This window comes from Roseateles sp. (assembly GCF_031397715.1).
GTDB lineage: Bacteria > Pseudomonadota > Gammaproteobacteria > Burkholderiales > Burkholderiaceae_C > Paucibacter_A.
On record NZ_JANNMI010000343.1, the window covers coordinates 1 to 12,322 of the forward strand.

13 protein-coding genes are annotated in these 12,322 nt (G+C 62.5%); 7 read left to right on the plus strand and 6 right to left on the minus strand.

The annotated features are described in order from the left end of the window. A partial coding sequence (locus tag RMO57_RS14950; protein WP_310387935.1) for an MFS transporter occupies positions 1 to 427 on the minus strand: 427 nt, incomplete at its 3' end. 252 nt (positions 428 to 679) lie between these two features. On the opposite strand from RMO57_RS14950, the gene gmk reads away from it, so the two are divergent. The 3 genes from gmk to RMO57_RS14965 all read left to right on the plus strand — a co-directional run bounded on the left by gmk (position 680) and on the right by RMO57_RS14965 (position 3,930). After that, on the plus strand, positions 680 to 1,300 hold the full coding sequence (gene gmk, locus RMO57_RS14955) for a guanylate kinase (RefSeq protein ID WP_310387937.1): 621 nt from the start codon (positions 680 to 682) through the stop codon (positions 1,298 to 1,300). A 32-nt stretch (positions 1,301 to 1,332) separates the two neighbouring features. Beyond that, complete coding sequence (gene rpoZ, locus RMO57_RS14960) at positions 1,333 to 1,536, plus strand: DNA-directed RNA polymerase subunit omega (protein WP_124452325.1); 204 nt, start codon at positions 1,333 to 1,335, stop codon at positions 1,534 to 1,536. Positions 1,537 to 1,659: 123 nt separating this feature from the next. Beyond that, positions 1,660 to 3,930 (plus strand): bifunctional (p)ppGpp synthetase/guanosine-3',5'-bis(diphosphate) 3'-pyrophosphohydrolase, encoded by a 2,271-nt coding sequence (locus RMO57_RS14965; RefSeq protein ID WP_310387941.1) that lies wholly within the window; start codon positions 1,660 to 1,662, stop codon positions 3,928 to 3,930. Here RMO57_RS14965 and greB read toward each other — a convergent pair. The 5 genes from greB to RMO57_RS14990 all read right to left on the minus strand — a co-directional run bounded on the left by greB (position 3,927) and on the right by RMO57_RS14990 (position 8,775). Further along, a complete protein-coding gene (gene greB / locus RMO57_RS14970) occupies positions 3,927 to 4,496 on the minus strand; it encodes a transcription elongation factor GreB (RefSeq protein ID WP_310387943.1) in 570 nt (189 codons plus the stop codon). The two genes, RMO57_RS14965 and greB, sit on opposite strands and share 4 nt — an antisense overlap. A 68-nt stretch (positions 4,497 to 4,564) precedes the next feature. Then, on the minus strand, positions 4,565 to 4,987 hold the full coding sequence (locus RMO57_RS14975; protein ID WP_310387944.1) for a hypothetical protein: 423 nt from the start codon (positions 4,985 to 4,987) through the stop codon (positions 4,565 to 4,567). Between the two features lie 48 nt (positions 4,988 to 5,035). Then, positions 5,036 to 6,019 (minus strand): HupE/UreJ family protein, encoded by a 984-nt coding sequence (locus RMO57_RS14980; RefSeq protein ID WP_310387947.1) that lies wholly within the window; start codon positions 6,017 to 6,019, stop codon positions 5,036 to 5,038. Next, on the minus strand, positions 6,016 to 6,849 hold the full coding sequence (locus RMO57_RS14985) for a peptidylprolyl isomerase (protein WP_310387949.1): 834 nt from the start codon (positions 6,847 to 6,849) through the stop codon (positions 6,016 to 6,018). The genes RMO57_RS14980 and RMO57_RS14985 overlap by 4 nt, the downstream gene beginning before the upstream one ends. A 21-nt stretch (positions 6,850 to 6,870) precedes the next feature. Then, positions 6,871 to 8,775, minus strand: a complete 1,905-nt coding sequence (locus RMO57_RS14990) for a DUF3604 domain-containing protein (protein WP_310387951.1) — start codon at positions 8,773 to 8,775, stop codon at positions 6,871 to 6,873. 344 nt (positions 8,776 to 9,119) lie between these two features. On the opposite strand from RMO57_RS14990, the gene RMO57_RS14995 reads away from it, so the two are divergent. The 4 genes from RMO57_RS14995 to RMO57_RS15010 all read left to right on the plus strand — a co-directional run. Next, entirely contained in the window at positions 9,120 to 10,949 is a 1,830-nt protein-coding gene (locus tag RMO57_RS14995; RefSeq protein ID WP_310387953.1) for a sensor histidine kinase, read from the plus strand. Beyond that, the gene (locus tag RMO57_RS15000; RefSeq protein ID WP_310387955.1) at positions 10,946 to 11,590 is read left to right on the plus strand and encodes a response regulator transcription factor; all 645 of its coding nucleotides are present in this window, start codon (positions 10,946 to 10,948) and stop codon (positions 11,588 to 11,590) included. Before RMO57_RS14995 ends, RMO57_RS15000 begins: the two co-directional genes overlap by 4 nt. A gap of 38 nt (positions 11,591 to 11,628) precedes the next feature. Continuing rightward, complete coding sequence (locus RMO57_RS15005; protein ID WP_310387957.1) at positions 11,629 to 12,006, plus strand: response regulator transcription factor; 378 nt, start codon at positions 11,629 to 11,631, stop codon at positions 12,004 to 12,006. Between the two features lie 52 nt (positions 12,007 to 12,058). Next, on the plus strand, positions 12,059 to 12,322 hold a 264-nt coding region (locus tag RMO57_RS15010), incomplete at its 3' end, for a hypothetical protein (RefSeq protein WP_310387959.1).

Below are 12,322 nucleotides of genomic sequence, written 5' to 3' on the forward strand. Positions count from 1 at the left end.
CCTGGCGGTTCTTCGGGAACCAGCGCGCCACATAGGGCGTGCCGACCGAGAAGGAGCCGCCGGCCAGGCCGACGAACAGGCCGATCACCAGAAAGTGCCAGTAAGCGGTGGCATAACTCATCAGCCAAATGGGCAACACGCAGGCCATCATCAAGCAGAAGAAGACGATGCGGCCGCCGAACTTGTCGGTCCAGATGCCCAGCGGCACGCGGATCAGCGAGCCGCTCAGCACCGGCATCGCGGTCAACAGGCCAAACTCGGTCGAATTGAGGTTCAGCGCTTTCTTGATCGGGATGCCGATCACGCCGAACATCATCCAGACCATGAAACAAACGGTGAAAGCCAGCGTGCTGACGATCAGCACGCTGAGCGCTCGGCGGCCATGGCTGGCGCTCGCGCTGCTGGGACTTGCGGGACTCACAGACATGGAGCTTCTCCTGTTTTCAATGTCTCCAACTGTCCCGGATCAGGTCGACGGCGAACATCCTCCCAAGGGCGACGGCATGGCTCGCAGAAGAACGATGGCGCAACAGTTCGGATAGTTCTTTCGAACTATCCGGCTGTGGACCTAGGGCGCCCAGCCCGCGACCAGCGCCCTGATAAAATCAAGTGCAGCCGCCACGCATCTCCAGCCGAGATGCGCGTGCCAAATTTCGAGTAAACAGGGACCCGCCAGAGCATGGAATATCCAGGCAATTTGTTTGTCGTCGCCGCGCCCAGTGGCGCCGGCAAGTCCAGCCTAGTCAAGGCGCTGCTGGAGTTGGACGCCAAATTGGGCGTATCCATTTCACACACCTCGCGTGCGCCGCGCGGCCAGGAACAACATGGCCGTGAATACTGGTTCACCAACATTTCAGAATTCCAGGCGATGGCCGAACGCGGTGAATTCTTCGAGTGGGCCGAAGTGCATGGCAATCTCTATGGCACCTCGCGCGCCGCCATCGAAGCGCGCATGGCGCATGGCGACGATGTGGTGCTGGAGATTGACTTCCAGGGCGCCCTGCAGATCAAGCAGTTGTTCCCGTATGCGGTCTTGGTCTTTATCCTGCCGCCGAGCTGGGAAGAGCTGGAGCAACGCCTGAACCGACGCGGCGACACTGACCCCAGCGTGATCGCGCGGCGCATGGCCAACGCGCGTATCGAGGTGGCGCAGGCCCAAAAGTTCGACTTTGTGGTGGTAAACGCCGTCTTTGACACCGCTGTTTTCGATCTGAAGGCGATTGTTCACGCGCAGCGGTTAAAATACGCAGCTCAACGCAGAAACCGGTCTGCCGTTTTCTTAGCGCTTGAGCTGCCCTAGCTTTTCACCGAACACCTGTACTGGAACCCAAAATGGCCCGCATCACTGTTGAAGACTGCCTGACCAAGATCCCTAACCGCTTCCAGTTGGTGCTCGCTGCAACCTACCGCGCTCGCATGCTGAGCCAAGGCCACACGCCAAAAATAGAGAGCAAGAACAAGCCAGGCGTGACCGCCTTGCGTGAAATTGCTGCCGGTGAAGTGGGCATCGAAATGCTGCGCAAAGTGCCGGTCTAACTTTCAAGCCAAGCAGCACCGAGCCTAGATAGTCGGCTGATACGGGCGCCCAAGGGCGCCCGTTGTCGTTTCTTGACCCAAGTGCAGGCAATCGCTGCGCCACCGATGCGTTAAATTAGGCCCATGGGTTTTCGATCATTTGCTGCTTCTCGCCTACCTGCGGCGCTGACCGGTTTGTCAGGGCTGCGCACGCCTGCCGAACCGACCGCGGCCGAAGCGGCGTCTTTCGACGCCTTGCTGCATCGGCTGAGCTATTTGCCTAAGGCCGACATCAAGCGGGTGCGCGAAGCCTATAAATTCGCCGATGAGGCACATCTGGGTCAGTTCCGAGCCAGCGGTGAGCCCTACATCACGCACCCGATCGCGGTGGCCGGCATTTGCGCCGAATGGCGGCTCGACGCGCAAGCCATCATGGCCGCGCTGATGCATGACGCGATGGAGGATTGCGGCGTCACCAAGACCGAGTTGATCGAACGCTTTGAGGCGCCCACCGCCGAGTTGGTGGACGGCCTGACCAAGCTGGACAAGCTGCAGTTCTCGACCAAGGAAGAGTCGCAGGCGGAGAGCTTTCGCAAGATGCTGCTGGCGATGGCCCGCGATGTGCGCGTGATCCTGATCAAGCTGGCCGACCGTCTGCACAATATGCGCACGATGGAGGCCATGGCCGCGCCGAAGCGCCGCCGCATCGCCCGTGAGACGCTGGACATCTACGCCCCGATTGCGCACCGGCTGGGCCTGAACCAGATCTACCGCGAGCTGCAGGACTTGTCCTTCCAGCACCTCAACCCCTGGCGCCATGCCGCGCTGAGCAAGGCCATCAGCAAGGCGCGCGGCAACCGGCGCGATCTGGTGTCACGCATCGAGCGGGATGTGCTGAAGGCTTTTGAAGGCTCGGCGCACAAGGCCGAAATCGATGGTCGTGAGAAGACGATCTACTCCATCTACAAAAAGATGAAGGACAAGCATCTGAGCTTTGCCCAGGTCAGCGACATCTTCGGTTTTCGGGTGGTCGTGGCCGACCTAGCGCATTGCTATCTGAGCCTGGGCGTGCTGCACCAGCTCTACAAGCCCCAGCCCGGCCGTTTCAAGGACTACATCGCCATCCCCAAGCCGAATGGCTATCAATCGCTGCACACCACCCTGGTGAGCCCACTGGGCACGCCGGTGGAGTTTCAGATCCGCACCGAGGCCATGCATATGGTGGCCGAAAAGGGGGTCGCCGCACATTGGCTCTACAAGGATTCGGGCGGCGCTCGCAGCGGCCAGCAAATGGGTGCGCGTTGGCTGCAGTCCTTGATTGAAATTCAAGACGAGACGCGTGACGCTAACGAGTTCCTTGAGCATGTCAAGATCGACCTGTTCCCCGACGCCGTCTACGTCTTCACGCCCAAGTCCAAGATCATGGCACTGCCCAAGGGCGCCACGCCGGTGGACTTTGCCTACGCCATCCATTCCGACGTCGGCGACCATTGCGTGGCGGCGCAAATCAATGGGGAAGCGGTGCCGCTGCGGACCGAGTTGAGCAGCGGCGATGTCATCGAGATCGTCACCGCCGCCGGCGCCCGGCCCAACCCGGCCTGGCTGAGTTTTGTGCGCACCGGCCGCGCCCGCTCGAAGATTCGTCACTTTCTGAAGAACCTGGAGCAAGACGAGTCCCGCGATCTGGGCGAAAAAATGCTTTCGCAGGCGCTGCGGGCCGAGGGCTTGGCCCTGCCCAGCCTGGATGACGATGAAGTTAGCGCCGCACAGCTTTGGCAGCAACTGGCGCGTTGGGCCGGCAATCGCCATGTTGACGAGTTGTTGGTCGAGATCGGCCTGGGCCGCAAAATCGCCACCATTGTGGCCAAAAAGCTGGCCCGCATCCTGGCCGAGCAAGGCCAGCGCCCCGATGCGGTGATGCTCAGCATGGGCCGCTTTGCGGCCGATAACGCACCCGCCCAGGGTCAGGTCACGCTGGACGGCAGCGAAGGCGCGTCGGTGCGACTGGCCACCTGCTGCCGGCCTATCCCTGGCGATGAGGTCAAGGGCTATTTGGGGCGCGGTGAAGGGCTGCTGGTGCACACCGCCGAGTGCCAGGTCGGCCGCAAGCTTTTTGCGCGCGACAGCGAGCATTGGATCAATGTCAATTGGGCCGAGGAGTTGACCCACCCGTTCGAGGCCGCCGTGTCTTTGCTGCTCAACAACGGCAAGGGCGTGTTGGGCCAGGTGGCGGCCGCCGTCAGTGCGGCCGAGGCCGACATCACCCACATCTTGATGAGCGACGAATCGCAGCAACGCGAAACCGCCGAGATGAACTTGCTGCTGTCGGTGCGTGACCGCCTGCATCTGGCCGATGTGCTGCGTACTTTGAAACGCTCACCGGCGGTGCTGCGGGTCTGGCGCGTCAAGCCTTAGGGCACTGGGGGCTTTGGCGCGGGATAGCGCACCTCCAGCACCTCGATCTGTTCCAGGCCGCCGGGCGTCATCAGTTGCAACTCGTCGCCCTCGCGCGACTTCAGCAACACGCGCGCAATCGGCGCAATCCAGCTGACCTCGCCGGCCAAGCTGTTGGCCTCGTCGATGCCCTTGATGGTGATGGTGCGCTCCGCCCCTTTGGCATTGGAGTAGGTCACCGTCGCGCCAAAAAAGACCTGGTCTTTGCCGAAATGAATGCTGGGGTCGGCCACCTCCGCGATGTCCAGGCGCTTGGTCAAGAAGCGCAGGCGCCGGTCGATTTCACGCAGGCGCTTTTTGCCGTAGAGGTAGTCGCCGTTCTCGGAACGGTCACCGTTCTTGGCAGCCCAGGAGACGATTTCGACGATCTTCGGTCGCTCCTCGTCCAGCAGCGTCATGAACTCCGCCCGCATGCGGGTATAGCCCTCGGGCGTCATGTAATTGCGCGTTCCGGGCGGGAAGGCGGGCAGCGCACCCTCCTCCTCATCGTCGTCACGGTCACTTTCCTTGGTGAATGCCTTGTTCATGCCGCTATTGTGGGGGGCCGAGTGAGGAAGACTGCAAAGCACTTTGAAATGAGAATTGGACGCCGTCTTCACTTCTCAACAGCCTGCGAAGGCGCCGAATGTTCACGTCCCGCAGAATTTGAGCGAAGGCATGTTGCGATAAAAAACGTGAACGCCAAATGCAAGGCCACGGTTGGCCACAAGCCGATTCCGCTTGTCCCGTTCGTCACGCAGCTATGGATCAAAAGCAAGGGAACGGCCCCGTTGTACGCCAGCAATCCAACCAGCAGGCCGGTGGGTGAGGCCCCGCAATCGCGCATATTCTCGAGCCCGCAAATCAGACCAATGGCAACCAGAGCCAATCCTGCGACGCGACCCACGACAAGCGGCGCCCCTGGGCCGAGTGGCAGGCCAAGCAGAAGCTCCGCCACCAGGGAAGGCGCAAGCAGCAGTCCCAAGCCGGTCAAAAGCTCAACGGCTGCAATGACTTTCAGGAGAGTTCTTGTCTTCATAGTTGCAGTTGATCGTGGTGCCATGAAGGACTGTGCCGCACGCCCCGTTCAGATCCAGAATGAATCAATGCGCTCAATTACCCAGAACATCGCCACCGTACCGATGAGGTAAGGCGGCAAACGCAAGGTCCACGCGGGTAGCGTCATCGGCAAACGAACCAGCAGCTCGCGCACGCCCAGCACGCCGGCCACGAACAAGAGTTGGCCGACTTCCACGCCGACGTTGAATAACAAAAGGGCCACCGGCAGCGCTGTCTGCGGCAGCCCCACTTCGGCCAGCGCACCGGCGAAACCGAAGCCGTGCAGCAGCCCGAAACTGAAGGCCACTACCCACGGTGCACGTGCCGTAAGGCCCGGCTTGCCGCGAAGGCCGTGGAGCACCTCGGCGGCGACGAAGACGATGCTGAGTGCTATCAGGGCTTCGACCGGTGGCCCGGGCACATGCACCCAACCCAGGGTGGCGGCCACCAGCGTCAGGCTGTGGGCGAGCGTGAACGCGGTGATGGTGGTCACGATCCGTTTGCCGCCACGCACGATGAGCAGCAACGCCAGCACGAACAAAAGGTGGTCGATGCCACCCAGGATGTGTTCGATGCCCAGCACCAGGTAGGACCAGGCAATCTGCGCCGTGCCGGTCGATCCCTTGACAGTGAACTCAGGTCGATGCGGCAAGAGACGTTCGACCTGGCTCGTGCCATCCAGGCGCTCCAGACGCACGATCACATCGGTGATGCCGCCCGCCAGGCCGTCGATCCCGATTGTCTGACCGGCAAGACCACCGGGTCGAGCGATCTGCCAGCGCTCGACATAGGCAGCGCTGCTGATTAGGCCCTGAACCGGCGACGTCTGCATCGTGCCGGTGGGGAACTTCACCTCGACCGCCAGGCGCGTATCGCCCTGCGTCGGCAGCTTCCACATCACCTCATAGCGGTCACTCCCCGCCTCGCGCAGCTCCAGGTAAGCCGGGCGAAAGATGTCCGCCTGCGCAGCGCAGACCAGGCAGGCGAGCAGCAGTGCGAAGAGCGCTTTCAAGGCGTGGCCAACCCGATCGAATCAATCCGCACGTTGTACCGAGCACGCAGCTTGGTGTAGCGCGCCGTGTTGGCCTCGGTCGCTCGGGCGAGCAGAAGATCACGCTCTACCGCGGCGCGCACCTCGTCCAAGGTGGCGAGGCGGCCGGGCTGCACGGTGCTCAGCTTGACCAGGTGCACGCCGAAACTAGATCGCACCGGCCCCTGCCAAGTGCCCGGGGGCAGCGCCTTCAACGCGTCGACAAACTCCTCGCCGAAGATTCGCGCGACCTGGGTCGCCCCTGTCTGGTTCAAAGCCGGCGGCAACAGGGTTGGATCGCCAACGGGGGTCTTGCCGGCATCGAGTGCGCGACGCGCGGCCGCCACATCGGTATCGAGTTTCTGCCCGCGCCGCGCGGTATCGAAAAACACCTGGCTCAAGGCGAAGCGCGGCTCCACCTGGTACTTGTCGGAGTGGGCCACGAGCCACGCTTGCAGCGCCGCAGCGGTGGGAGGTACAGGCGTGGCGAAATCACCGATGAACTCGAACTTCTGGCTGACCCGGCGCCGAACAATGAGGTCTTCCCGATCCAGGCCCATCTCGAGGCCTTCGCGGTAATAGATCTCTTCCCGTATCCAGTTGTCAACCAAGCCCTTTAGTTCCTCCGACGTCGGAGGCCGCTGCCGCACGCGCTGGAACTGCGCCTGGAGGCTCTGGACCTGGCCGCGTGAGACCACGATCTCGCTGCCCTGCTTCAGGGCGCCGCCCTGCACCACGTTGTACAGGCCGAACAGCAGCCCGCCCAGGATCAGGAAGTGCAGCAGCGGTTCTTGCAGCAGGCTACGCATCATCGGTCGACTCAAGATGGCCGATCAGATCGGCGTGTACCAGATCGGCGATGTGTAGGCGCGATCCTGAATCGCGGTCGGGGCGGCTGCCGGCGGCTTGGTGCCGAAGAACTTGGCGTCGTACGTCGTCCATCGCGGTGTCGGGATTTCGATCACTCGCACGTAGTAAAACGCACGCTGCTTCGAATCGAAGCTCGGATCCTTCCAATGTGCATGCAGATACGGCGATCCGATCGCATTCGTGTAGCTCGCCTCCTTCACGTTCACCGTGTTGCCGACCGGCGGCAACTTGCCGTTCTTGCCCGGCGTGCGCTTGCCCGACCAGGCCACGTCGTAGACCTTCTCGTGCGTCTTGCCGGAAGCGTCGAGCCAGCCCTTGATGACCTGGACTCGGTCGAGATTGGCGCCATCGGGGTCGCGCACGGCGCGCACCAGGAACGCCGGGGCCTTGCCGTCCGGGGCGTTCTTGAGATCCCCGCCCATCGGCACACCGCGCTTGTAGCCCTGTTCGGCGAAATCGGAGCGCTCGAGATCCTTGACGGTGAAGTCGTAGCCGCCAAACACGCGCACCTGCAAACGAGTGCCGGTGGTGGCGTAGACCTCCTTGCGCGCCATGGCGTCCCACAGCGCTTCTCGGGTGTTGTCGGTCGCCCAGACGGCCGCGAGGCCCGAGGCGCTAGTCATCCACGCGTATTGCTTCAGATCATCGCTCTTTGCGAGGTTGCCCGTGACGACCTCGTCGAAGCGGTGCGAAGAAGATGACGGCTCCAGCGGCGCGACCTTGCCAAAGAAATTGTCTTCCTGCGTGGTCGCCAGCGAGGTGTGCGAGTCGGTCGAACCCACGATGCCGAACTTGAACGGATTGACACCCAGTTTGTGCTCATAGATCAACCCTCGCTTGAGGGCTTCGCGCGTGTATTCGCGCGGCAGCATCGCCGGCGTGTGGACCTCAGGCCCGAAGCTGCTCTTGTCCCAGGTCTCGAAATTGGCGAACTCGTCATTGGGAGAGAGTGCGGGATGAGCTTCGCCATCACCCTTCATCTGGGTCGTTTCGTAAAGAGGCTCCCAGCGCATCCTGCGCTCGGCATAGTCGCGGTCGAGCGGCTTCTTGCTGGTCAGCGTCACGTCGTCGAACATGAGACCCATGGAGATATTGCCGTTGTGCGGAATCGCCAGGAGCCGGGTGCCGGTCGTCTTCTCGGCGTCACTCATCCACTGCCACAAGACTTCAGGGTCGACGGTGTCGTACTGGGAGATCGGAACGATCTTGTCGGCGTGTTCCTTGCCACCACGGAAGATCACATTCCGGTGAAGGTTGTTGCCACCCGGAGTCGAGGTCCATTCAAAGCCGATGAAGGCGGTGAATCGGCCCGGCTCGTTGTACTTCTCGGCCGCAGCGGTTCCTCGCTGCCACATCGTGCGCGTGAGCGTGTCATTGCCTTTGAACGGATCGTCCCGCGAACTCAGGCGCTTGACCCATTCGTTGAAGGCTTCAATCCCCTTGCCCGCTTTGACCAGGTCATGCACCTTGCGGCCCCATTCGGACTTCAGCAACTCGGGATCTGAACTCGCGAGTTGTGGCGACAAGCCGAGGTTCTCCGCGTGATCGGCGACGACGAGGAAGTCGAGTGGCCGCTGCAATTTCGCAGGCAGGCCGCTGCTGGACTTCACCTCTTCGCCACGCGCAAACCGATACGCTTCCTCCGGCCCCAGGGTGTTCCCGATCATCCCGGCGTCGGTCGAATACGAGGTGTGCAGGTGCGTGTCTCCGAAGTACACGCGGTTCGGGAAGTTCTTTGCGGGATAGGGCGAGTAGTTGATCTTCTTGTTGGTAGGCCCGGGAGAGTCATGGCCCCGCAGTTGCAAGGGCGAGAGCAAGGCAAAGCTTGCTCCGGCGGCCATCAGAATACGAAGGGTTGTCGTCACCATTGTCTACTCCCGCAGTTGAGCGTCAGGGCCTCGTTGCCCTGCGCTCACGTTCATCAACGCTGTCCGATGATCTCTGTCGGATAAAGTGCAGCTTAAGAACAAAGGCGTCTGCGCGCACCTTCCTCTTAGGGCAGTAGACAGGCTCGCCAACAGGCCACACATCGCAAGGCAGGGAAGATGCTGGAATCGATTGCTTGTGAGCGCCCCCAGCCCGACGACCTATGTCATCCGCCCCCCGAGGGGGTCAAGAAAGGTCGGGGCTGCCCATCCATTTCTTGCGAAATCGGATGGCTGCGCCTTTCGCAGCAGGGTATCGGCGGGCTACTTCAATGCACTCAGACACCATGAGCGAGATCACCGTCATCTGGTCCATGGTGGCGGCAGCCTGTCTCACGCTGGCCGGTGTCTATCTGCCGGTCTGGTTGAGGAACCGTGCGGCATGGCCCAGCTTCTTCTTCTCGGTGTTGGCGGTCGCCACCGCAACCGCTGCTTTTGGTGAGTTGTGGATGATGCGAGCGCAGACGCCCGACGAGTTTGCTGCGGCACTCCGGTGGCAGCACCTGTACATATGGTTCGTGATCGTGTCGCTGGTCGGCTTCGTGTACACCTTTTTCACGCCGGGGCGCTTGTGGCTGGCCTGGAGCGTGGTCGTGCTGCGCACCCTCTCCTTGGTGCTCAACTTCAGCACCGGCCAGAACCTCAACTTCAGCGTGGTGACGGCCGTGCAACGCATGCCGTTCCTCGGCGAGCCCGTCTCCACTGCGATCGGCATACCCAATCCGTGGATGGCGGTGGGGAGCCTGAGTGCCATCCTGCTGGTGATCTTTGTGGCGGACGCTGCTATCCGCGCCTGGCGGCGTGGCAACAGGGGAGCCGCGCTGCGCGTGGGTGGTATGTCCATGTTTTTTGCGCTGGCCGGCATCGTTCAGGTCATGCTGGTGGTCTGGGGCGGGCTGCAGATGCCGATCACGATCAGCATGTTCTCACTGGGTGTTTTGGTGGCCATGGGCCATGAGCTGAGTCGCGACGTGGTGCGTGCCTCCGAACTCGTGGCCGAACTGCGTGAAAGCGAGCAGCGCATGACCCTGGCCGCCGAGGTGGCGAACCTCGGCATCTGGGTGCGTGATCTCCCACGCGACGAGTTCTGGGCCAGCCCCAGGTTGCGGGAGTTGTTCGGCTTCGACGCTGCGGAGCCGGTCGATCTGGAGCGACTGTTGCTGAAGGTGCACACCGACGATCGCGAGGCGGTCCGCCAGGTTCTGGCGCAGGCCATGGCAGGCGACGGCGACTACGAAACCGAGTTCCGGGCAGTGCTGCCCGATGGCACCCTGCGTTGGATCGCGACCCGGGGGCGCGTCGACTTCGACACCAACAACCGGGCGGTGCGCACGCGCGGTGCCTGCGGCGACATCACACCGCGCCGGCAGGCTGAAGATGAGATGCTGCGCTTGCGCCAGGAGATCGCTCACGCCGGGCGCGTGTCGGTGATGGGACAGCTCTCCTCGGCGCTGGCGCATGAGATCAACCAGCCGCTGGGCGCCATCTTGCGCAATGCCGAAGCGGCAACGCTTTTGCTGCAGGTCATTCCACCGGATCTTGATGAGGTTCGCGCGATCGTCGATGACATCATCAGCGACGATCAGCGCGCGGGTGCCGTCATCGACCGCATGCGCGCGCTGCTGCGCCGACAAGACATCGTGATGGTGCCGCTGGCCGTCGACGAGCTCGTCGGCGATGTCGCAGCCCTGGTGCGGCCCGACGCTGCGGCGAGGCAGGTCCGGATGGACGTGGAGATCGCCGACGACGTGCCGCGCGTGCTGGGTGACCGGGTGCACCTTCAGCAGGTGCTGCTCAACCTCATCTCCAATGGCATGGACTCGATTGACGAGGCGCGCCGGAATGTGCGGCACATCGTCGTGAGCGCCGTGCGTGATGGCGCCCAAACCGTACAGATTACGGTGAGCGACAGTGGGGCCGGCATCCCGAATGACAGACTCGAACAAGTGTTCGGTTCCTTCTTCACCACCAAGCCGGCTGGGATGGGCATGGGGCTCTCAATTTCACGCAGCCTGATCGAGACGCACGGCGGGCGCCTTTGGGCGGAAAACCGCGCCGGCGGCGGGGCCAGCCTTCGCTTCACCTTGCCCGTGTCCAGCGGGATCTCAGCAACATGAGCCAGCCCCAGCCCACGGTTTACATCGTCGACGACGACGCGTCGTTTCTCGCTGCGACATCTCGCCTGCTGGTGGCCAGCGGCTTTCGCGCAATGACTTTCGAAAGCGCCAGTGAGCTGATTGCACACTGCACCGCCAACGTGCCAGGCTGCATCGTGGCTGACTTGCAGATGCCGGGCCTGAACGGGCTGGAGCTGCAGTCCGCACTGGCCCTCACGCGCAACCCACTGCCCATCCTCTTCCTCACCGGCAATGGCGACATTGCCTCCAGCGTGCGCGCCATGCGTGGCGGCGCCGAAGACTTCCTGGAGAAGCGCGCGCCCAAGGATGCACTGCTCGACGCGGTGCAGCGTGCCCTGGCGCGTGACGCGCGGGAGCGCGCGGAGCGCGAGCGAACGCAGGCGCTGAAGGCACGATTCGAGAAGCTTTCGGTGCGGGAGAAAGAAGTGCTTGCGCATGTGCTGCAAGCCCAGTTGAACAAGCAGATCGCCGGTGATCTCGCCATCAACGAACGCACCGTGAAGCTGCACCGCACGTCGATCATGGCGAAGCTCGGGGTGCGCTCGGTCATGGCCCTCACGCTGCTGGCGCAAGAGGCCGGCATGACGCCGGCTGAGCCAACCTTCCCGAAAGGGCAGTAGACGACTGACGCTGCAGGGGCCAAAGTGCATGAACCCCGATGAGCAGCACCACCCCTCTCTATGTTGCGATCGTCGATGACGACGAAAGCCTTTGCCGATCGCTCGCCCGGCTGCTGCGAGCGTCGGGTATGCAACCGATTACCTATGCTTGCGCGGAAGCATTTCTTGCAGATGCCAAACGCCCGCGTTTCGATTGCCTGGTGCTTGATGTGCAGCTTGATGGCATGTCGGGCGTCGAGCTGGCACTGCAGCTGGTAAGTGAGGGCCGGCATGCACCGTTTATCTTCATCACCGCGCATGACGACCCGGAAACACGGGCTGGCGCACAAACCGTGGGGTGTGCGGCCTACTTTCGCAAGAACGATGCCGGTGCCGACATCGTCGACACCATTCGGCGCCTGGCAGGTCAGCCGTGACCCGACACAACGAGGCGAGCTGCCAACGATTCAACAAGCAGGAGATACGCGAGTGAAGAGATTGATTCCGGCGTTGTCATTGGTAGCGGCGCTTGCGACACCCGCCGCAGCGCAGTCAACACAATCGACCGCTGAAGCCGCCAACTGGCGCTTCAGCGCCTCCATCTATGCCTACCTCCCCTCGGTGGGTGGCCAAAGCAGCGTGCCGGCCGATACGGGCGGGACGCCGATCAATGTCGACAACAAGCAGCTCATCGATGCGCTCAAGATGACGTTCATGGGGGCGCTCGGTGCCCATAACGGAAGCTGGGGCGTT